Origin of the sequence: Burkholderia sp. FERM BP-3421 (genome assembly GCF_028657905.1) — a bacterium.
Lineage (GTDB): Bacteria > Pseudomonadota > Gammaproteobacteria > Burkholderiales > Burkholderiaceae > Burkholderia.
This window is the reverse complement of sequence record NZ_CP117782.1, coordinates 2,533,975-2,555,398: the sequence shown is the minus strand read 5'-3', so window position 1 is coordinate 2,555,398 and position 21,424 is coordinate 2,533,975. Positions and strand designations below refer to the sequence as shown.

At 68.9% G+C, this 21,424-nt stretch carries 15 protein-coding genes and 1 pseudogene; 11 read left to right on the top strand and 5 right to left on the bottom strand.

What is annotated here, in order from left to right; all coding sequences use genetic code 11:
• Positions 1-17: 17 nt before the first annotated feature.
• The 4 genes and pseudogenes from rfbC (at position 18) to Bsp3421_RS27475 (ending at position 4,358) form a co-directional block, all read left to right on the top strand.
• A pseudogene (gene rfbC / locus Bsp3421_RS27490) lies at positions 18-563 on the top strand (dTDP-4-dehydrorhamnose 3,5-epimerase).
• A 480-nt stretch (positions 564-1,043) separates the two neighbouring features.
• Positions 1,044-2,090 carry a glycosyltransferase family 9 protein gene (locus Bsp3421_RS27485; RefSeq protein ID WP_337995295.1) on the top strand — a complete coding sequence of 349 codons (1,047 nt, stop codon included), beginning with the start codon at positions 1,044-1,046 and terminating at the stop codon, positions 2,088-2,090.
• Complete coding sequence (locus Bsp3421_RS27480) at positions 2,050-2,535, top strand: molybdopterin-dependent oxidoreductase (protein ID WP_273999153.1); 486 nt, start codon at positions 2,050-2,052, stop codon at positions 2,533-2,535. Before Bsp3421_RS27485 ends, Bsp3421_RS27480 begins: the two co-directional genes overlap by 41 nt.
• Entirely contained in the window at positions 2,532-4,358 is a 1,827-nt protein-coding gene (locus Bsp3421_RS27475; protein ID WP_273999152.1) for a hybrid sensor histidine kinase/response regulator, read from the top strand. Before Bsp3421_RS27480 ends, Bsp3421_RS27475 begins: the two co-directional genes overlap by 4 nt.
• On the opposite strand, the gene Bsp3421_RS27470 is transcribed toward Bsp3421_RS27475, so the two are convergent.
• Positions 4,348-5,166, bottom strand: coding sequence for a helix-turn-helix domain-containing protein (locus Bsp3421_RS27470; protein ID WP_273999150.1), 819 nt, complete (start codon positions 5,164-5,166; stop codon positions 4,348-4,350). The two genes, Bsp3421_RS27475 and Bsp3421_RS27470, sit on opposite strands and share 11 nt — an antisense overlap.
• Positions 5,167-5,445: 279 nt before the next feature.
• Here Bsp3421_RS27470 and Bsp3421_RS27465 point away from each other — a divergent pair, with 279 nt between their 5' ends.
• Positions 5,446-6,369, top strand: coding sequence for a LysR family transcriptional regulator (locus tag Bsp3421_RS27465; protein WP_273999148.1), 924 nt, complete (start codon positions 5,446-5,448; stop codon positions 6,367-6,369).
• A 96-nt stretch (positions 6,370-6,465) separates the two neighbouring features.
• On the opposite strand, the gene Bsp3421_RS27460 is transcribed toward Bsp3421_RS27465, so the two are convergent.
• On the bottom strand, positions 6,466-9,468 hold the full coding sequence (locus Bsp3421_RS27460) for a two-partner secretion domain-containing protein (RefSeq protein WP_273999146.1): 3,003 nt from the start codon (positions 9,466-9,468) through the stop codon (positions 6,466-6,468).
• A 161-nt stretch (positions 9,469-9,629) separates the two neighbouring features.
• Positions 9,630-11,402: a ShlB/FhaC/HecB family hemolysin secretion/activation protein gene (locus tag Bsp3421_RS27455; protein ID WP_273999143.1), complete on the bottom strand. Its 1,773-nt coding sequence runs from the start codon at positions 11,400-11,402 to the stop codon at positions 9,630-9,632.
• Between the two features lie 620 nt (positions 11,403-12,022).
• On the opposite strand from Bsp3421_RS27455, the gene Bsp3421_RS27450 reads away from it, so the two are divergent.
• The 5 genes from Bsp3421_RS27450 (at position 12,023) to Bsp3421_RS27430 (ending at position 17,314) form a co-directional block, all read left to right on the top strand.
• Positions 12,023-12,373, top strand: coding sequence for a MarR family winged helix-turn-helix transcriptional regulator (locus Bsp3421_RS27450; RefSeq protein ID WP_337995294.1), 351 nt, complete (start codon positions 12,023-12,025; stop codon positions 12,371-12,373).
• Between the two features lie 21 nt (positions 12,374-12,394).
• The gene (locus Bsp3421_RS27445) at positions 12,395-12,868 is read left to right on the top strand and encodes a MarR family winged helix-turn-helix transcriptional regulator (RefSeq protein ID WP_273999140.1); all 474 of its coding nucleotides are present in this window, start codon (positions 12,395-12,397) and stop codon (positions 12,866-12,868) included.
• A 66-nt stretch (positions 12,869-12,934) separates the two neighbouring features.
• Positions 12,935-14,419: an efflux transporter outer membrane subunit gene (locus Bsp3421_RS27440; RefSeq protein WP_273999139.1), complete on the top strand. Its 1,485-nt coding sequence runs from the start codon at positions 12,935-12,937 to the stop codon at positions 14,417-14,419.
• Positions 14,420-14,501: 82 nt separating this feature from the next.
• Entirely contained in the window at positions 14,502-15,716 is a 1,215-nt protein-coding gene (locus tag Bsp3421_RS27435; protein ID WP_273999137.1) for an EmrA/EmrK family multidrug efflux transporter periplasmic adaptor subunit, read from the top strand.
• 41 nt (positions 15,717-15,757) lie between these two features.
• Positions 15,758-17,314, top strand: a complete 1,557-nt coding sequence (locus tag Bsp3421_RS27430; protein ID WP_273999135.1) for a DHA2 family efflux MFS transporter permease subunit — start codon at positions 15,758-15,760, stop codon at positions 17,312-17,314.
• A 54-nt stretch (positions 17,315-17,368) separates the two neighbouring features.
• Here Bsp3421_RS27430 and Bsp3421_RS27425 read toward each other — a convergent pair whose 3' ends face one another.
• Complete coding sequence (locus Bsp3421_RS27425; protein ID WP_273999134.1) at positions 17,369-19,243, bottom strand: DUF3857 domain-containing transglutaminase family protein; 1,875 nt, start codon at positions 19,241-19,243, stop codon at positions 17,369-17,371.
• A gap of 223 nt (positions 19,244-19,466) precedes the next feature.
• Positions 19,467-20,372 carry a LysR family transcriptional regulator gene (locus tag Bsp3421_RS27420; RefSeq protein WP_273999133.1) on the bottom strand — a complete coding sequence of 302 codons (906 nt, stop codon included), beginning with the start codon at positions 20,370-20,372 and terminating at the stop codon, positions 19,467-19,469.
• A 137-nt stretch (positions 20,373-20,509) separates the two neighbouring features.
• Between Bsp3421_RS27420 and Bsp3421_RS27415 the strand changes: the two genes are divergently transcribed.
• A complete protein-coding gene (locus Bsp3421_RS27415) occupies positions 20,510-21,283 on the top strand; it encodes a class II aldolase/adducin family protein (protein ID WP_273999132.1) in 774 nt (257 codons plus the stop codon).
• Positions 21,284-21,424 lie beyond the last annotated feature (141 nt).

Below are 21,424 nucleotides of genomic sequence, written 5' to 3'. Positions count from 1 at the left end.
CTGACGGGGCAGATTGCATGAGCCCCCAGGTGACGCCCGCCGCGCTGCCGGACGTGAAGCGCGTCGAGCCGCGCGTGTTCGGCGATGCGCGCGGTTATTTTCTCGAAAGCTTCAACGCGCGCGCGTTGGCCGCGCAGGTGGAGCCGCACGCGATCTTCGTCCCGGACAATCATTCGCGTTCCGTGAAGGGCGTGCTGCGCGGGCTGCATGACCAGGTCGGGCAGGCGCAGGGCAAGCTCGTGCGGGTCGTGGAAGGCGATGTGTCCGATGTCGCGGTCGACCTGCGGCGGCGCTGCCGGCCTTCGGTCGATGGGTCGGCGTGACGTTGTCCGCGGCGTCCCCGCGGCGATCGTGGATTCCGCCCGGGTTCGCGCACGGCTTCTACGTGCTGCCGGCCCATGCGCAGTTTCTCTACAAGACCACCGACTACTGGTATCCGGAGGCCGAGCGCAGCCTGCTCCGGCGCGATCCGGCGCTCGGCATCGGCTGGCCGCTCGACGGCGAGCCGATCGTCGCGGCCAAGACCAGGCGCCCTGCTCGCGGACGCGGACGTCTACGCGTAGTCGGTTCCCGTCCTGCCGGGCGCTCGGCAGGGCGGCGTCGCTTGCGCGACGCCGCCCGTTTCCTTTGCCGGTGGTTGCGCGCGCATCCGGATGCGCCGGTTTCGTGCAGGCATGCACCGGAATCCCGCATGCGGACACGTTCTTGAGATGGAATCGGTACCCATTGCTTGAATAATTGCGAATTGCAAATCAATGCGCCTATCGTGGCGAATGCTGAAAATATAAACCGGGATTCTAATTGGGAAATTAAAAAGTTTTTTATTTACTATGGTAACTTTGCCGGGTGTCTGGCGTCACCGCGGTTTTGCATTCCGCTCGGATGATCATGACCCGTTGTCTGGCTGTAACGCCGTGAATAGGTGGAGTTTCGTCAATTCAAATAAGCACGGCGTGATTGAGAAGAGCGGATTCGAATCGAATTAATCGCGGATTTGATCGAGGCACGGGGCGATGGTCATGTATTTGAGTGCGGAAGACGCGTTGACGAATCGCGGGAGTCTCGTCGGCGCCGCGGGCGAGGTGGTTGCGCCGTACGATCTCGAACAGCCGCCGCATGTTTCGCCGGCCTATCGCCCGCTCGCCGAAGCCGCCATCCTGAATGCCGCGCGCCGCCCGTTCCGCATCGACTACCGGGAGGTGAGCCGGTTGCGGGTCGTCAACGGCATGGGCGTCGCGCTCGGCGATTCGATCATCGGCCTGACCGCGCTCGACGCGCTGCGCATGCTGCATCCGCCGCTGCGCATCGAGATCTGCCGGCCCGCGCGGGCGCCCGCCTATGTCGAGGCGCTCTATCGCCTCGACGGCGGCCCGCTCGCCGAGGTGCGCGCGCTGCCGCAGCCGCTGGCGGCGCTGGGCGGGCCCGGCGTCAGCGTCGATCTCGGCAATCACCTGTTCTGGCCGGATTTCGCGACGCTGCCGATGATCGATTTCTTCCTGCAGGCGCTGGGCGTCGAGCCGGCCGCGGTCGACCCGGCGCTCAAGGCGAATCGCTGGCTGAAGCGGCTCGCGCTGCCGGCGCTGCCGCCCGCCTGGCGGCAGCGCCGCTACGTGCTGTTCTGCGCAACCGCGAGCACGCCGTTGCGCAGCATTCCGGCGCGCCTGCGCACGCACTGGGTCGACACGCTCGCCGCGCGCTTCGGTTGCGAGGTGCTCGGCTTCGGTCCGCTCGCGCATCCGCGCTACGTGGACATCGCGCCGCTGTCGCCCGACACGGCCCACTTTCTCGCGTGGGTCCGCGGCGCGCATCGCCTCGTCGCGTCGGACAGCGCGGCGGTGCATGCGGCGGCCGGCTTCGACGTGCCGACGCTCGCATTCTTCTCGTCCATTCCGCCCGGGCTTCGGGTGCGCGATTACCCGTCGTGCCGGGCGGTGGACCTGGCGATTCCCGCGTTGAGAAACCTGCATGCGAGCAGCCGCGAGAGCGACCTCGCGCTGGTGGAACACGCCTATCAATCAATCGCGCTACACACTCTTCTGGATGGCGACCATGAAACGCATAGTGAGGGCTTGTGCGGTGCTCGCGCTTAGCCAGGCGGCGCTGGCGGCGCATGCATTCGACCTGACGGTGGCGGGGAAGATCAGCCGCTACACGGACGCCGAGCAGGCGGTCTATCGCTTCGCGCAGGCGGACCTGCTCGCGATGCCGGTGCGCCGCATCACCACCTCGACGGCCTGGACCGGGCGCGAGGTGTTCGAGGGCGTGGGCCTCGCCGACCTGGTCAACCGGGTGGGCGGCACGGGGACCACGCTCGAGGTGCGCGCGCTCGACGGCTACATGGTCGACATCCCGGTCGAGGATGCGCGCAAGTACGGCGTGCTGCTCGCCTACAAGGCCGACGGCAAATTCCTGAGCCTCGAGAATTTCGGGCCGCTGTTCATGGTGTATCCGCGCGACCAGGGCGGCGATGAGCTGAAAGGGCCCTTGTACAATTCCCGATTCATTTGGCAAATCAACCGGATCACCATTAAATGAAGCTGGGTCAAAAATTCAGCGGGAACGCCAGCCTCCTGTATTGCGCGGTGGTGGTCCTGTTGGCGGTGGCCGCGGTGACCGCCGTGTTTTGCTACAAGAACGTGGAGCCCAATTCGAGCCTGATTTCGGTGATCGGCACGCAGGAGAATTACGGGCTGTCGGTGGCGAAATACCAGATCCGCCTCAACGACTTCGAACTGACCGTCAATCAGAATCGATGGGGTTGTGTCGGGCCGTGCCGTGATCTGACGCTCGAATACGAGATCCTGAAATCGAAATTCGCGATTCTCGCGAATCACTCCGAATCCACCGCGCAGCTTTATGAGGAGGCGGGTTATCGCGATGCGGTGCGCGCGTCGGCCCAGTTGTTCGGCGGGCTCGATCCGCAGATGAAGGCGCTGGCCGCGCACGCGGGCTCGACGGCCGAGGTCAACGCGCGCCTCGAGGCGCTGCGCGGCTACGCGCACGACATGGGCACGATCGCCGCGCAGACGGAATTCCGCCAGCGCGACAGCGCGTATCAGGAGTTCATGGAGACGCGCCGGATCATCTGCATCGGGCTCGCGGTGATTCTCGCCTCGGTGCTGGTGCTGAGCGCCGTCACGATCCTCAACATCCGGCGCGAACGGCGCGCGACGCGCCAGCACGCCAAGGCGCTGCTGGCCGAGCAGCAGGCGGCGCATGCGGCGCGCGCGGCGGTCAACGCGAAGAATGCGTTCCTCGGCGCGATCGGCCATGAATTGCGCACGCCCTTGCAGAGCATCACGTCGGCGATCGACGTGATCGCCGAATCGCCGCTCGCGCACGCGCAGGTCGACACGGTGCGCCGGCTCGAGGTCGCCGCGAAGCAGATCGAGGCGCAGATGCGCGACCTGACCGACTACGTCCGGCTCGACAGCGGCAAGCTCAGCCTGCACCGTCAACCGTTCGACCTCGCCGAGCTGCTCGGGATGGCCGCCGCCGACGCGGGCTGCCGCGCCGCGCGCAAGCGGCTTGCGTTCACGTGCGACATCGACGAACGGATCCGGGCCGCCCACTCGGATCCGGTGCGGATCCGCCAGATCGTCTCGAACCTGCTCGGCAACGCGATCAAGTTCACCGACGCGGGCACGGTCGCGCTGCGCGGCCGGCGCGCGCAGACGGCGGACGGCGAGGCGCTGGTGCTCGAGGTCGAGGATACCGGCGCGGGCGTGTCGAACCAGAAGCTCGCGTTGATCTTCGAGCCGTTCACGCAGGGCGACGAGGCGGGCGCGGTGACGCGCGCGCGCGATGGCGTCGGCATGGGGCTTGCGATCGTGCGCGGTCTCGTCGATCTGCTGGGCGGCTGGATCGCGGTGCGCAGCGAGTTGGGCAAGGGCAGCGTGTTCAGCGTCACGCTGCCGATTCAATACGTCGATACGCACGACGAGGCGCGCGCGCCCGCGAGCCCGGCCGAGCGCGACGAGGCGCTGCACGTGCTGGTGGTCGACGATCACGAGGCGGTGCGCGAGTCGCTCGCCGCGCTGCTCAGGCAGTTCGGCTACCAGTGCGACCTGTGCGATTCGGGCTTGCGCGCGATGCAGAAGCTGATGCGCCGTCCGTATGACGCCGTGCTGCTCGACGTGCAACTGCCCGACAAGGACGGCACGGCGATCGCGCGGGAGGTGCGCGACGGCCGCGGGCCGAATCGCCGCACGCCGCTGATCGGCGTGAGCGCCTATCAGCCGGACCTGCTCACGCCGGAGCAGCGGGGGCCCTTCGATGATTATCTGCTGAAGCCCGTGCGGCGACGGGATCTCGATGCGGCGCTCGCGCGCGCGCTGGCGGAGCGGGTCAGAGGTTGAAGCAGCGCTCGAGCGCGGCCTTGATCACGGAGAGCTTGACGGGCTTCTCGTAGGGGCCGAGCACGTCGAAGTCGCGCATCGCCGTGGCGATCTCGGATTCGCGCTCCTTGAGGTCGAGGTAGCCCGTCAGGATCAGCACGGGCGCATCCGGGTTCTCGGACGCGCGAATCTCCTCGATGCAGCGGCCCGCCGTTTCCTGGCCGATCAGCCAGTCGATCAGGAAGCCGTCGAACGCCTGCGTGCGCAGCGCGTCGAGGAACGAGGGCACATCGTAGAACGGGCTCGCATTGAAGCCGTGCGCCAACAGGTACGTCGACAATTCATCGGCGGTCTCGACGGCGTCGTCGAGCACCGCGATGCTCATCTTGTGCACCTCGGAACAGGTCGAGCGGATTTCAATCGTTTCGGCCAGATAGTGACGGCCGGGCGGCGCGCCGTCGCCGCGATGGATCTGCCATTCGCCGTCGCGTTCGAGCGCGATGAAATCGGCGCGCTGTCCGCCCGACAGCTCGGCGCCGAGATGCACGGTGCACGGGATGCGTTCGCGGCCGATGCTGAGGACCGCTTGACATATGCGCATGCGCGCCGGCGCATCGGCGCCGTCCATCGTGTCGAGCAGCGCGCTCGGCGACGCGTCGAACGCCAGCGCGATATCGCGGACCTGGTTGATCGCCCACGGGCTCTGCCCCTTCAGCTTGCGGTGCGCCTGGGAAAAGCTGAGACCGAGAATGCGGCTGACCTCGTTCGCGTGCTGCCGCTTGCCCACGCCGTGTTCGAGCAGGAGTTCCTTGATTCTGTTCGCGATCAATAATGCGTCCGGTTGTTGATCGTCGCTGTGCATTCTGCTCCTCGGGAGGACGGGTACGAACAGCCGCTATCTTAGATGGATCCGGGATCCCGCGCCATGATCGGGGCTGACCGGGGCGGGCGCGCGCGGCAGGATCGTATGACCGGATTGTTGCAACTTGAACAGTGATCGCACGATGCGCGCCCCGCGCGTGCGGCCGGCGGTGCGCGGCTTTGCTGGATAATGACGGGTTATCGGGCGATTCCGCCCGGTGTCTACGGTCCCGTGGCGTGAATCATCATGGAATATATCGACAGCCTGCGCATCTTCTGCTCCGTCGTCGACGCGCGCAGCTTCACGCGCGCGGCCGACATGCTGGGGCTGTCCACCCCGGTCGTGTCGCGCGCGATTTCGGGCCTCGAGCAGCGGCTCGGGGTCCGGCTGTTCAACCGCACCACGCGCCAGATCTCGCTGACCGAGGCCGCCGAGCAGTTCTATGAAGGCTGCGTGCGCGTGCTCGCGGATCTCGACGCGCTCGAGGAGCGGGCCTCGATGCAGGCGCGCGAGCCGACCGGCATGCTGCGGGTGATCGCGCACGCCACCGCGACCACCCATCGCTTGCTGCCGCTCGTATCGAGTTTCAAGCGCAAGCATCCGAAGGTGTCGCTCGACGTCACGCTCGCGGAGCGGCCGGTCGATCTCGTCGCGGAAGGTTTCGACGTGGGCTTGCTGCTACCGTTCATGCTCACCTCCGACACGGTGGTGACGCGCCTGATGGAGCGCATTCCGTTCACGATCGTCGCATCGCCCGACTATCTCGCCGCGCATCCGGTGCCCGCGCACCCGTCCGAACTGGACGCGCACGTGTTCGTTGCGATCTCGCCGGCGGTGCGCAAGCCCGAACTGAATTTTCGCGTCGGCCGCGATACGCTGACCGTGCCGCTGCGCTACGAGATCGTGTCGAACAACGCCGTGTTCAATCTCGGGCTCGTGCTGCAGGGCTTCGGGATCGGCGTGCTGCCCGTCGCGATGGTGCAGGACGATCTCGCCGTGGGCCGGCTCGTGCCGGTGCTCGATACGTTCAAGATCATCGACGCGGGTACCGAACTGCGGCTCGCGTACAGCTCGCGCGCGCTGCTGCCCGCGAAGGTGCGGGCGTTCATTGATCATGCGGTGGCGTTTTTCGAGGAGCGAGCGAGTCAGGATCACGCGGCCGACGCGTGAGGTCGGCCGACGGGGAGGGAAACGATGCGCGGCCTCTTCACGGCCCGGCGCGTGGGTGCGCCGGGCCGTGGCGGCGTGAGGCCGCGCCCGGGCCGCTCAGTCCGATACCGTGCCGCGGTTCAGGCCGATCAGCGGAACGTCGGCGCCATTGCCGCGCGCGGTGCTGCCGACGAACGAGCCGAAGTTGACGCCGGCGAGCGCGCCGTAGATTTGCCCGATGCCGCCTTGATACGCGACGCGGCTCGTGGTCGACGACTGGCGGACCGAACCGTAGTTGCCGCCGGCCAGGCCGCCGAGCAGCGCATTGTTGCCGCCGGAGACCTTGCCCGAGGACGACGATGCCGTGACGTCGCCGCCCTGGCTGCCGACCAGACCGCCGACCTGGCTGGCGTCGCCGCCCCGGACATTCCCGCTCGCGGAGGCGTAGCTGACGTTGGCCCGGTTGTTGCGGCCGAGCAGGCCGCCGACCTCGCTGGCGTGGCCGCCGCTGGCGTTGCCGCTCGCGGAGGACGCGCCGATCGCGCCTGTCTGGACGAGCGAGCCGACGAGACCGCCGACCAGGCTGCGCGCGCCGGCTACCACGTCGCCGGATGCGCTGGTGTTCCGGATCTGGCCGCGGCTCTCGCCGACGAGGCCGCCTGCCTGGCCGTCCGCGCCGAGCGTGACGCTGCCCGACGCATGCGACGCATCGATGATGCCGCGATCGGACCCGACGAGCCCGCCCGCGACCGCCGAATTCCCCGCGACGACGCGGCCGGCCGCGCTCGAACTCCGGATCGTGCCGGCGTTCATGCCCGCGAGGCCGCCTGTCATGCTGTTGGCGCCCGCCGTCACCGTGCCTTCCGCGTGCGACGCATCGATCAGACCGAGATTCGAGCCGACGAGCCCGCCGATGGTGGCGTTGCCGGTCGCCTGGACGTTGCTGCGGGCCGTCGCGCCGCGAACGACGCCGTCGTTGTGGCCGACGAGCCCGCCGAGCAGACTGGCGTTGCCTCCGGTCACGCTGCCGGCGCTCGACACGCGTTCGATCGAACCCCTGTTGAGGCCGACGAGGCCGCCCGTCGGCGCGCCGTTGACGGCCGTGACGCGCACGTTGGCGTCGCTGTCGAGGATCTGCGCGACACGGGCATTGGGCTCGAGGAAGGTGAGATTTTCGCCGGCGAGCCCGCCGATCGCCGCAGCCTGTCGATCGCCGTTGACCCGGCCCGAGACGCGGGCGTGCTGGATCACGCCGCTCAGATTGGAGCCGACGAGCCCGCCGACGAACGCGCTGCCGTGGGCGCTGACGGTGACGTCGTGTGCCGCGACGTTCGAGAGGGTGCCGGTGTTGAAGCCCGCGAGCGCGCCGATCGACAGCGGCGACTGGGCTTGCGCGACGCCGCTTGCGCTGACGCCGAGCAGCGTGAGGTTGGCGATCCGGCCGGCATTGGTGCCGAACAAGCCGACCACGTTGCTGCGGGGGTTCGTGATCGCGAGCCGGCTGATCGTGTTGCCGAGACCGTCGAACGTGCCCTCGAAGGCCCAGTCGTCCGGGCCGCCGATGCTGCGGAAGTTCGCGCCTTTGCCGTCGACGGCGTTGCCGAGTACGTAGCGGCCCTGCAGGTCGGCGTCGATGTTGCGCAGGTCGGCGACGCTGTGAACGACCGCGTAGTCGTGGCCGTTGGCGCGGAACGATGCGTGTTGACCCGACAGCGTGGCGACGGCCTTGTCGCCGTCGAAGGTGTGGCCGTTGGCCGCGTTCAGTTCGAGCCGGGCATTGCGGCCGGTGAGGCGCAGGGCGTCGCGCACGTTGATCCGGTCGCTGGCGTTGACGACGAGCGCCGCGTCGTTGCCGGAGGCGGACAGCGCCTGTTGCACGTTGACGCTGCCGTTTCGCGCGGTGAGCGTCAGGGCGCGGTCGGATGCCCAGGATACGGGGCCCGCGACGTCGAGATCGCCGCGGGTGCTCGCGAGCGTGACGTGATTGTCGGCGAGATTGTCGGCGAGCGTGTTCGCTTCGATCGATGCGCCCGCCGGGTAGAGGCTGTATCCACCCGCGCGGGCGACGCCTGCATTGGCGGCCTCGATGGTCCAGGTGCCGGCGGTGCTGCCGGCGTGCGTGTCGACCTTCGTGCCGTTCGCGATGACGACCTGCCCGCCGCGCGTGAGAACCGTGCCGGCCGGGGCGCTCGCATCGGCGGCGGAGGCGTCGAGCTTGCCCTCGACCACGACGGCGCCGCCGTCGAGGACGATCTTCCCGCCGCGCGCATCGAGGCCGCGCGCCTCGACCGTACCGGTCTGGTTGACGACGGCGTCGAGCAGCTGGCCCGCCGAGCGGGCGCTCATCAGCACCTGACCGCCGTCGGCCCTGAGCAGACCGCCGTTGCTGGCCTGGGCGTCGACCGCGCCCGCGTCGACCTGGACGTTGAGCAGGCCGCTGCTGTCGAAGTTGACGGTGAAGGCGTGGCCGGCCGCGAGCGCGACGGTGCCGAGTTTCGCCTCGATGACGCCGTGGTTGGCGACGCGCGCGCCGAGCAGCGCGATGCCGCCGCCCTCGGCGGCGCTGAGCGTGCCTTCGTTGATGACGCCCTGGGCGGAGGTGCCGGAGAAGCGATAGTTGCCGGCGAGGAAGTCGGTGTCGGCGAGATGCTGGGTGGAGGCGACGAGGCCGCCGACGTTGACTTGCGCACCCGCGCCGAACAGGATGCCGTTCGGGTTGACGAGGAAGACGCGGCCATTGGCGTCGATCTGGCCATCGATGCGGCTGCCGTTGTTGCCGATCACGCGGTTGAGCGCGATGGACATGGCGGTGGGCTGGTGGAACGACACGCGCTCGCCGCCCGCGACGCTGAAGTCCTGCCAGTCGGTGATGAGCTTGTCGGAATGCTGGTTGATCGAGAGGGTCTTGCCGTTCTCGGCGCGCGCGAGATCGGCCTGGCCGGAGATGAGGGTTTCGCCGGACGGGAGCGCGAAGGCGGGCAGGGCGACGAGGCCGAGCAGCGAGGCCGCGGCGGCGAGGCGCTTGCCGACGGCGGATTTGCCGCGACGGCGCGCGGTTTCGCCGACCGCAACCCAGCGGCCCTGCGTCAGGTTCCATACCAATGCGTAGGTCTTGTTCATGCTGATTGGACTCCTCGGAATGCGTGACCGGATCGATCCGGAAATGGTTTGCATCGCTAATCAAGTGGGAGGGGCGGTCGGCCTGCTTGCCGCTCTTCCCGGGAACGCTCGTGGCATCCCCCATGAAGCCGCCCGCCGGGTCAGGCGCGGCGGCGGACTGCTCAGAAATACTGGGCCGCCTGCAACCAGACGCCGGGCGAGCGGCGGGACAGCGCCGCATGCTCGTTGCCGAGCGGCAGCGCGGCGGTGACGCTGAGCTGGCGCTTTGCGCCATACCAGTTGAGTCCGATTCCGACCGACGACAGCTGGAACGTATTGAGGTCGTCGGACAGGGGCTGCTTGTCGATCTGCGTGCGCCCGGTGTCGAGGAAGGTGCTTACCTGCCAGCCCGGCGCGGCCAGGTAGCGCAATTCCGCCGTGGCCTGCCAGCCCTGGTCGCCGCCGCTCGCGCCGAGCGCATACGCGCGCACGCCATAGGGGCCGCCGACGCTGAACTTTTCCGACGCGTCGAGATTGCGCGAGGCGAGTTGCGCGCTGAACTGCGTATACAGCTGCAGGCGCGCGCTGAGCGCCTGCAGGCGCAGCGCGCTCAGGTTCAGGCGCGCGAAGCGGCCCGGCGTGTTCGCGCGCCGGCTCGTGCCGAGCGGATCGTTGCTGCGCAGCCGGCCGACGCCGAGCGTCGCGGAGAAGCCGTTGCGCCCGCCGCCGAGCCAGTCGTCCTCGCTGCGGCCGCTGAGGCTGAACGACCACAGGCCGACGTTCTTGTCGGTGAGGATGTCGAACGCGCGCAAGCCGTCATGCAGGTTCTTGTTCTCGTACAGGATCTGCGCGCTGAGGCTCGTGTGCCGGCTGCGCAGCAACGGCTGCGTGACGGACACGCTTTGCACGTTGGCGCGGCCGTAGATGCCCAGTTCCTCGAGCGGCCCGCCGATGCGGTAGCGCATGTTGGAATAGCCGACGCCCAGGCGCGTCGACGCGGGGCCGACGGGCAACTGGTAGGCGGCACGGTAGTAGCGCTGCGAGCGCTCGCTCGTCAGGCCGCGCAGCGTGAGCTGGTCGCCGAGCCCGAGCGGTGTATTGACGTCGACGCTCGCGCTGAAGCGATAGCGACCCGTCTGCCATTCGCCGAAGTTGTCGAATTCGAGCCCCCCCGTCGCGAACGGGCCGCGCTCCGCGTCGATCAGGAGATCCGTGGTGCCCGGCTCGGCGCCCGCGCGCAGCGTGCCCTTGACCTCGACGCCGGGCAGTTCGTCGAGCAGCATCAGGCTGCGTTCGAGATCGGCGCCCTGCACGAGCGTATCGGCGCGCAACGCGCCGAGCGGCTGGCGCAGCACGGCGTCCCGCACGCGGCTGCGGTTGTGGAGTTCGATCCGGCCGTAGCGGCCCTCGACGACGGCGATGCGCACCTCGCCGTCCGCGACCTCCTGCTGCGGCAGGTAGGCGCGGGCCAGCACGTAGCCGTGCGCGCGGTAGTAGTCGGTGATGCGCGCGGGAGCTTCGCGCAGTTGCGCGAAGCTCAACTCGCGGCCGACGAGGTCGGCGAGCAGCGCCTGCAGGCGCGCGGCGTCGAAGTGCTGATTGCCGCTCAATTCGAAGCGGCGTACGGCGACCCGTGGGCCTTCGTCGCTTGCGTCGCCGACGGGGGCGGCGGGCGGCAGGTCGAGATCGGGCTGCGCGGGGGCGGGGACGGTCGGGCGCGGGGTCTCGATGTCGCGCAGCGCCTGACCGGCGCGCGGCGCGTCGATGTGCGGCGCGGGCGCGGTCTGCGCCCAGGCGAGAACGGGCGCGAACAGCGCATAGACGAGGCAGTGAGCGCGGCATGCGGCGTTCGCGCGCCTCGGTTCATGGCGGGGGCGGCCGGCCGGCCGCGGCGCGTCTCGCGTCGGGTTCGCCAGCGGCAGGAAGGGAGCGTGGATGCCCACGTGGTTGCGCATGTTCAAACTCGAATGCCTCGTTTTTGGTCGGCCGCGTGCGCCTCCGATATTTCTCGAAGCGCGGACGGATATTACTGAGGGTTTTATTTCGATGACATTGAACAAGTACTAGCAAAGGTATCGTGGCTTTTTGTTTTGTCGGATTTTTAAATGTATTTTCAATAATCGGATGCCAGTTCGACGAAGCACGCAAGACGGCTTGATTGGCCGTGGTTAACGCCTGCCTTCACGATATGAAAATATGAGGCGGAGGAAGTGGTGGATTTGAATCTAATGATTGAGATAAATCTGAATTAAATGAATGAGAAAATCGCGGTATTTACCGAAGATGAAGTCCATTTGCAATGAGCTCGATGAGCACCGTGGTGCTTTTGGCCGTGTTCGCGCGACGTGATGCTCCTGATCGGACGGCTGCCGCGAACGGTGCGTGACCTCGATCCGGTATGGTCGCGCGCCGCCGATTCTTGCCGTCGCGGTTATTAATTGATGCGGCGCACGACGTTGATGCGCAGGTCGTGCGCCACTAGTCTGTGCGCATGCACACTCAGCCTTCCGTCGATGACGATTGCTTTGCCATTCGGCGGGCCGCGAGGCACCTCTCCCAGTTCTACGAAAGGTATTTGTCAGATGCGGGCGTGACGCCCGCGCAATTCTGCATCCTGCGCGCGCTGTCGACGGGCGAGGAGCTGTCGATGGTGGAACTGGCGCGGGCCACATCCACGGATCGCACGACACTCATTCGCACCTTGCGCCCGCTCCTGCGCGGCGCGTGGGTCGCGCGCCGCGTGACGGCGGAGCGCGGCCGCGGCTTGCGCTTCGTGTTGACCGGAGCGGGGCGCGTGAAGCTGTCCGATGCCGCGATGCGCTGGCGCGACGCGCAGCAGGCGTTCGAGTCGCGCTTCGGCGCGCGGCGGGCCGCGCGCCTGCGGCATGAACTGTCACAGGTGGTGCGCGATGTGGCGCGCGCGTGACGGCGCGCCGGAGCGGCGCGCATGACGCGGCCGGACGCGTGGGCGGAAGCGTCCCGGTGCGGGGACGACAGCCTGGGCGCCTTGCTGTCGCGGGCCGACGCGGCGTTCGCGCAACGGCTGTCGCAACGGACGCGCGCGGCGCTCGGCGTGACCGGCATGCAGGGCCGCCTGCTGTTCATGCTGGCGCGCCGCCACGAGGCGAGCGTGGTCGAGCTGGCGCGCGCGCATGGCGTCGACGCGAGTTCGGCCACCCGCATGCTCGATCGTCTCGAACATCGCGGCCTGCTGGCGCGGGTGCGCGGCCACGACGATCGGCGGATCGTGCGCGTCGCGCTCACGGAAGCGGGGCGCGCGCACGCGGCGGCCTTGCCGGCCATTTTTCGCGCGGTGCTAGGCGACCTGCTCGCCGGCTGCTCGCCGGAGGACGCGCGCCACCTCGTACGCCTGCTTGCGCGCATGCGGGCGAACCGGGGCGGCGTGCACGGAACAACATGACTTTCATCGGGGAATCACAGGCATGGACATCAGGGCAATGAAGCGCATCGCGCGGGAGCGTACGCAATGAGCGCGTCGATCCGAATCGCGCGGGGCCGCGCGGTCGTCGTCGCGGCGGCGGCCGCGTTCGCGCTCGCGGGTTGCGCGAACTACATCGGCATCAAGAGCGACAAGCAGATCGCGCCCGCGTCGCAGTTCGAGACCGCGCGCAGCCTGCCCGGCGAAGGGGGCCCGTGGCCCGCGCTCGACTGGGCCGGCCAGTTCGGCGATCCGCAGCTGCCGAAGCTGATCGACGAGGCGCTCGCCGGCAGCCCGTCGATCGCGCAGGCGCAGGCGCGCATCGCGAAGGCGGCGTCGTATATCGATTCGTCGCGCGCGACGCTGCTGCCGAAGGCCGACGCGAAGTATTCGTGGACCCGCGAGCTGTATTCGGGCAACGGGCTGTTCCCGCCGCCGTACGGCGGCAGCTGGTACAGCGAGAACAACGCGCTCGCGAGCGCGTCGTGGGAGCTCGACCTGTGGGGCAAGAACCGCGCGCGGCTGGCGATGGCCGTGTCGCAGGAAAAAGCCGCCGAGGCGGACCTGCAGCAGGCGCGCGTGACGCTCGCGTCGTCGGTGGCGCGCACCTACAACCAGCTCGCGCAGCTGTACGCGCTGCGCGACATCGCGCAACGCGAGATCGGCAACCGCGAGACCGTGGGCAAGATCACCGACGGCCGGGTCGGCGCGGGGCTCGACACCAACGTCGAGCGGCAGACCGCGCGCGGCAACGTCGCGACCAGCCAATCGACGCTGTCGGATCTCGACGGCCAGATCACGACGACGCGCTACCAGCTCGCGGCGCTGCTCGGCAAGGGCCCGGATCGCGGGCTGTCGATCGCCGAGCCGGTGCTGAACCCGAGCGGCGCGGTGGCGCTGCCGGACAACCTGCCGGCCGATCTGGTCGCGCGGCGGCCGGACCTGGTGGCCGCGCGCTGGCAGGTGGAGGCGGCGCTGCACAACGTGAAGGAAGCGAAGGCGGAGTTCTACCCCGACGTGAACCTCGCGGCGGGCTTCGGTTTCGATGCGTTCGGCTGGGGCAAATTCCTCAATTTCGCGAGCCGGCAGGCGCAGTTCGGCCCGGCGATCCACTTGCCGATCTTCGATGCGGGCGCGCTGCGCGCGCAGCTCAAGGGCCGCTATGCGGACTTCGATCTCGACGTGGCGAACTACGACCAGACGCTCGTGAACGCGCTGAACGAGGTGGCGACGCAGGTGTCGTCGATCCGCTCGATCGACCAGCAGATGGGCGATGCGCAGCGCGCGCTCGACGCGTCGACGAAGGCTTACGAGCTGGCGGTGATCCGCTACAAGGGCGGGCTGTCGCCGCAGCTGCAGGTATTGAACGCGGACAGCAACCGGCTCGCGGCCGAACAGACGGTGACGAACCTGAAGATGCGCCGGCGCGATCTGCAGATCGGCCTGATCCGCGCGCTCGGCGGCGGCTTCGACGCGACCGGCACGCGGCTCGCCGCGCCCGTGGTCGCGCGGCAGGCATCGAATGCGAACTGAGGCGGATTGAGCCGCCCGCCGCCCGAACCGATTCCAATTCATACACACACGTACTACTCGAGATAAGACGGAGAAACTCGCCATGAGCGAATCCCAACAGCCGCCGGTGGCGGCCGCGCCGCAGGAAGGCGGCAAGCGCAAGCGGATGATGACGCTGCTGGTCGTCGTGATCGTGATCGCCGCGATCGCCTACGGTCTCTACTATTTCCTCGTCGCGCGCTTTTACGAGTCGACCGACGATGCCTACGTGAACGGCAACGTCGTGCAGATCACGCCGCAGGTGACGGGCACCGTGATCGCGGTGAACGCGGACGACACGCAGTCGATCCGCACGGGCCAGCCGCTCGTGCAGCTCGATCCCGCCGATGCGCGCGTCGCGCTGCAACAGGCGGAAGCGAATCTTGCTCAGACGGTGCGCCAGGTGCGCGGCCGGTATGTCGACGACGACCAGTATCGCGCCCAGGTCGCGCTGCGCGAGTCCGACCTGTCGCGCGCGCAGGACGACCTGCGCCGCCGCCTCGCGGTGGCGCAGACGGGCGCGGTGTCGCAGGAAGAGATCTCGCACGCGCGCGACGCGGTCAAGGGCGCGCAGGCGTCGCTCGACGCCACCCGCCAGCAGCTCGCCGCGAACCGCGCGCTGACCGCCGATACCACCATCGTCAACCATCCCGACGTGCTCGCGGCCGCCGCCAGGGTGCGCGACGCCTACCTGAACAACGCGCGCAACACGCTGCCCGCGCCGGTCACGGGCTATGTCGCGAAACGTTCGGTGCAGGTCGGCCAGCGCGTGTCGCCGGGCACGCCGCTGATGTCGGTGGTGCCGCTCGGCCAGATCTGGGTCGACGCGAACTTCAAGGAAGTGCAGCTCAACCATATGCGGATCGGCCAGCCGGTCGAACTGACGGCCGACATCTACGGCTCGTCGGTCACCTATCACGGCAAGGTCGTCGGCTTCTCGGCGGGGACGGGCTCCGCGTTCTCGCTGCTGCCCGCCCAGAACGCGACCGGCAACTGGATCAAGGTCGTGCAGCGCCTGCCCGTGCGGATCGCGCTCGATCCGCAGGCGCTGGCGAAGCATCCGCTGCGGATCGGCCTGTCGATGCAGGTCGACGTCGCGATCAAGGACGAAAGCGGCGGCCAGCTCGGCAGCGTGCAGAACACGGTCTACCAGACCGACGTGTTCGCGAAGTACGGCGACGAGGCCGATGCCGAGATCGCCCGCATCATCCGCGCGAACGCAGGCGGCGCGAACGCTGCCGCGCCGGCGCCGGCGCCGGCCGCGCGGCCGGCGGCCTGAGCGGCGCATCCGCCGCGCCCCTTCCACGCAGGCACGCCTCCATGTCCCAACACGCTGCTCCTCCACCGCTCTCGGGCGGAAAGCTCGCGCTCGGCACCCTCGCGGTGTCGCTCGCGATGTTCATGAACGTGCTCGATTCGTCGATCGCGAACGTCGCGATCCCGACCATCTCGGGCGACCTCGGCGTATCCGTCGACGAGGGCACCTGGGTGATCACGATCTTCGCGGCCGCGAACGCGATCTCGATTCCATTGACGGGCTGGCTCACGCAGCGCTTCGGCCAGGTGCGGCTGTTCGTGACCTCGATCCTGCTGTTCGTGTTCGCCTCCTGGCTGTGCGGCGTCGCGCCGAACCTGCCGACGCTGCTCGCCGCGCGGATCCTGCAAGGCGCGGTCGCGGGGCCGCTCGCGCCGCTCTCGCAGGCGCTGCTGCTGGGCGCGTGGCCGAAACAGAAATCGTCGACCGCGCTCGCGCTGTGGTCGATGACGGCGCTCGTCGGGCCGATCGCGGGGCCGTCGCTCGGCGGCTGGATCACCTATGACTACAGCTGGTCCTGGATCTTCTACATCAACCTGCCGGTGGGCCTGTTCGCCGCGGCCGTGACCTGGGGCATCTTCCGGCATCGCGAGACGCCGGCGCGACGCCTGCCGATCGACACCGTCGGGCTCGGGCTCCTGGTGCTGTGGGTCGGCGCGCTGCAGATCATGCTCGACAAGGGCAAGGATCTCGACTGGTTCAACTCGCCGATGATCGTCGCGCTCGGCATCGTGTCGCTCGTTTCGTTCGCGTTCTTCATCGTGTGGGAACTGACCGAGAAGAACCCGATCGTCGACATCCGGCTGTTCAAGATGCGCAACTTCGCGGGCGGCACGATCGCGATCTCGGTGGCGTACGGGCTGTTCTTCGGCACGCTCGTGATCCTGCCGCAGTGGATGCAGGGCAGCCTTGGCTACCGCGCCGTCGACTCCGGGCTGACCACGGCGCCGCTCGGCGTGTTCGCGGTGATCCTGACGCCCTTGATGGGCCGCATCCTGCCGCGCTCCGATCCGCGCATCATCGCGACGATGGCGTTCGTCAGCTTCGCGATCGTGTTCATGATGCGCACCACGTTCTACACCGACATCGACCAGTGGCACCTGATCCTGCCGACGCTGCTGCAAGGCATTCCGATGGCGATGTTCTTCGTGCCGCTGACCTCGATCATCCTGTCCGGGCTGCCGCCCGACAAGATTCCCGCCGCGGCGGGCCTGTCGAATTTCGGGCGGACCTTCTGCGGCGCGGTCGGCACTTCGCTGATCGGCAATGCCTGGAACAACCGCATGGTGCTGCACCACGAACGGCTGACCGAGCAGGCGAACGCGACCAATCCGCTGTTCGCCGCGCAGATCGACAACTCGCGCTCGATGCTGCAGCTCGGCACGGACTCCGCGCATGCGCTGTTCAACGCGTCGGTGAACAACCAGGCGGCCGTGATGGGGCTCAACGACATCTTCTACGCGGCGTCCGTGATCTTCATCCTGATCATCCCGCTGATCTGGATCACCAAGCCGTCGCGCGCGGGCGGCGCCGACACCGCGAGCGCGGCGGGCGCGCACTGAGCCGAGGCCGATGCGCCGATGCGCAATGCATCGGCGCATCGGCGCATCAACCCATCAACGCGACGGCCCGAAGGTCACGGTCTGGCGCAGCGCGTCGGTACAGCGGCGCGCATCGTCGAGGAAGCGGCCGAACGCGTCGCCCGCCAGGTCGTCGTGATCGAGCCAGCGCACCTTCTGCGCGAACCGGTAGCGGTACGCAAGACCTTCCGCGCGCGGTTCCGGCGTCACGTCGAGATCGAACCACGGCGAATGCGCGGCGCACGCGCCGAGCGGCCGCGCCGGCCGCACCCCGTCGAGACGGACCGAGACCTCGGTGACGTCGGCGTCCGAGAGGTAGAGGTCGCCCGCGCCGCGCGACTGCCGGTAGTCCGCGTAGTATTCCCACTGCGCGCGCAGCTTGCCGCCGTCATACACCGATTTTCCCGACACCCGTTCCAGCACGTTGCGGTCCTCGCCCATCGCGCGCACCGCATAGGGGCCGCTCCAGATGCTGTCGGTACGCGGCCGTTCGATGTCGCAGCGCACGGGCTCGTTGAACCAGCGCGTGCACAGCCGCTGGTCGCCGACGCTCGCACCCTGGTCGCGATCGAGCGCGAGCAGGCGCAGCAGCGGCAGCCCGCCGAGCACGGCGCGGCCGTCGAGGCGCGCGCTGCCGTCGGGGGCGATGCGGCTGTGGAGCGTCGCGTCCGCGCCGACGGTCGGCGCTTCCGCCGCGATGCGCGCTTCGCGCACGCGCCCACCCGCTTCCGCGACGAGCGCCCAGCGATCCTGCAGGCCGGGCAGCGTACGGCCCGGCAGATAGGTCGGGCTGGTCGGGTCGAGCCACCAGATGCGACCGTCGACGATGGCGCGCACCACCACGTGATTCGGCGCGCGGGCGCCGGGGATCAGCAGCGGCGGCGCATCGCTGCCGAGCGACACCCACGCGGGGCGCGCGGCGATGCCGCTCGCGTTCAGCATGGCGGCGAGCAGGATCGCGAGATCCTTGCAATCGCCGTAGCCGTTCGCTTCGATCTTCTCCAGCTCGAACGGCACGTAGCCGCGCTCGCTCGCGCGCCAGTCGCCGAGATAGCGGTAGTGCGCATCGATATGCCTGAGCAGTGCGGCGACCCGCTCCGGCTCGGGACGCGCGCGCGCCTCGGCCACGGCCGCCGCGGCCGCGGGCGGCAGCGGCGCGGACAGGATCGCGTCGTAGCGGGCCGCGTATGCGCCGAAGTGGTCCTGCGCGTTCAGGCTGCTCGCGATTTCGATGCGCGGGATCCGGCGCAGCACGCTGTCCGCTTCGTTGACGAGATTCACGTAGCGCGGCGCGCGCAGGTCGATCACGAGCCGTTTGTCGTCGTCGGACGTCTCGATGCGATAGTCCTCCATCTGCTCGCCGCGCCACACGATGGGCCGGTCGGCCTGGAATTCGGCGCGGTAGCGGTCGTCGCGTATGGGCTTCGGGCCGAATGTCAGGCGTTCGTGGAACTCGGCGGCGAGCGGTGTGGCCGAGGTGTGCTCGACGCGCGTGTAGACCACGGCGCTCCCGACCCGCAGGCCCGGAAACGCGAGCGAGGTCTGGCGGGTGCGGCGCAGGCCGGCGGCCGGGTTCGGCGCGGTGCGGGTGTCGATCTGCGACGCCGCGAGCGGCGTCCGCGTGCCGTCGGGCTGGATCACGGCTGCGTCGCGGATGTCGAGGCGGTCGTTCTCGAGGTAGCGGAAGTCGAGCCGCGAGATCATTTCGCGGCCGGCCGGACGCAGGATCGTGAGACGGACGGTCGTGGTGCAGTCGGTGCTCGTATCGGAATGGATCCGGCAGCGCATGTCGACCGTGCGCGCGACGGGCGCTTCGTCGATCGGCTGCAGCGCGGCGCCCGCGCCCGGGGCGGTCGAGGCCAGCGCGAGGCTGACGGCGAGGTGGATGGGTGGGGTGAAGCGGAATGTCATCGATGGAACGTCCTCGAAGGGGAAAGGCGGCATCCGGCGAGCCCGTGCGCGCCGTCCCGGTGGCCGGGGCTGGCTGCGCAGGCGGAGGGGGCTGCGTGGCTGGCGGGCGCGCCGGGCGGGCGGCGCGTGAGGACGTGGCGAGGAGGCCACGGGATGCAATGGAAATGAAAGTTTAATGAAGGATTGTGCGGTGCGCAAATCGCGGAACGCGCCGCCCGCCGCGTCACGCGCCGCCGCGCGCGGCGACGAGATGCGCTGCGAGAAACGCGAGCAGGCTCGCGGCGGCCGGCGACAGCGGCCGGTCGCGCCGGTGGAACGCGCACACGACGCTGCCGAGCACCGGCGCGCGCAGCTTGACCGAGGTGAGCTGGAAGCTGTGCGCGAGCGTCGCCAGATAGTCGGGGCCGACATTGATGCCGAGGCCGGCGGCGACGAGGCCGAAGCCCGTGGTGACGAACGCCGCTTCGTGCGCGATGTCGAGCGCGAGGCGCGGATGGCGCGCGCGGACCTGCGGCAGGATGCGCTGCGCGAAGTCGCTGCCCGTCGCGACGAGCGGCTCGCCCGCGAGCGCGTCCCAGCCGAGCGTGCGGCGTCCCGCGAACGGATGGTCGGGGCGGCACCAGACGACGTGCGGGCTGCGGAACAGCGGGCGCTTCGCCAGATAGTCGTCGCGGCCGGGATCGGGGCCGATCGCGAAATCGGCCTCGCCGCCGAGCACCGGGTTCAGCATCGCGTCGAGCAGGGTGTCGACGAGCCGCACCCGGATGTCGGGAAAGCGCGTGCGATAGGCGGCGAGCGCGGGCGGCAGCAGCGTGCACGCGACGATCTGCGGCGCGCACACGCGCACGATGCCGCGCTTCAACTGCGCGATGCTCGACGCGTTCTGCGTCGCGATGCGCAGGTCGTCGAGAATCCGCTCGGCGAGCGGCAGGAATTCCTCGCCGGCCTGCGACAGGCTCACCTTGCGCGTGGTGCGGTCGAACAGGCGAAAGCCGAGGTCGGCTTCCAGCTCCTTCACGAGCAGGCTCAATGCGGATTGCGTCACGTGCATCGCGCGCGCGGCCTCGGTGAAGCCGCCGTGGCGCGCGACGGCCGTGAACGCGCGCAGCTGTCTCAGGCTGATATTCATATCGGTATACGGATGAATCGATCAGAAAAGTTCGTTGGCGCATCGCGCGGCCGGCCCGTATCGTGGTCGTTCGCGGGGCGCGCGCCGTCTCGCATCTTAAGGCCGGACGCCGCGCCGGACCATTCAGGAGACGCCCCATGACTTCGCATTCCGACCAGCCTTTTCCGCGCCCGGCGCGCTTCGGCGAAGCCGAGTGGCGCGCCCGCGTGCAGCTCGCGGCCGCGTACCGGATCTTCGATCGGCTCGGCTGGACCGAGCTGATCTACAACCATATCTCGCTGCGCGTGCCGGGCGAGGACGGGCACTTCCTGATCAATCCGTTCGGGCTGCACTACCGCGAGGTGTGCGCGTCGAACCTGGTCAAGATCGATCTCGACGGCCAGGTGATCGGCCACGCCGACTGGCCGATCAATCCCGCGGGTTTCACCTTCCACGCGGCCCTGCACGCGGCGCTGCCGGACGCGCACTGCGTGATGCACGTGCATACGACGCCGACCATGGCGGTGTGCGCGTCGCGCGGCGGCCTGGCGTTCTCGAATTTCTACGCGGCGCAGCTGTACGGCAGGATCGCGTATCACGACTTCGAGGGCATCACGGTGCGGCGCGACGAGGGCGCGCGCATCGTCGCGAGCGCGGCCGGCCGGCCGGTGCTGCTGTTGCGCAACCACGGCCCGGTGACGATCGGCGCGACCCTCGCGCACGCGTTCGCGCTGATGTGGCTGCTCAACCGCGCGTGCGAGGTGCAGGTCGCGACCGGGGCCGTCGGCCCCGCGCTCGACATCGCGACGCCCGTGCTCGAGGGCTGCGCGCGCGACTCGCTCAATCTCGACCCGCGCTTCGGCGCCGGCCAGGATGCGTTCGATGCCCTGCAGCGGCTCGTCGACGGCGTCGATCCCGGCTACCGGCGCTGAGTCGCGCGGCATGGTTGAAAACCAGATCGCATGGAATACGAGTCGGTTAGTTCGGATTGTTAATTTTTAAATATCTATAAGCCGATTGCCGAATGCGCGGCGTCGCGTGCGATGAATATTTAATGAGGGATGCGTGACGAT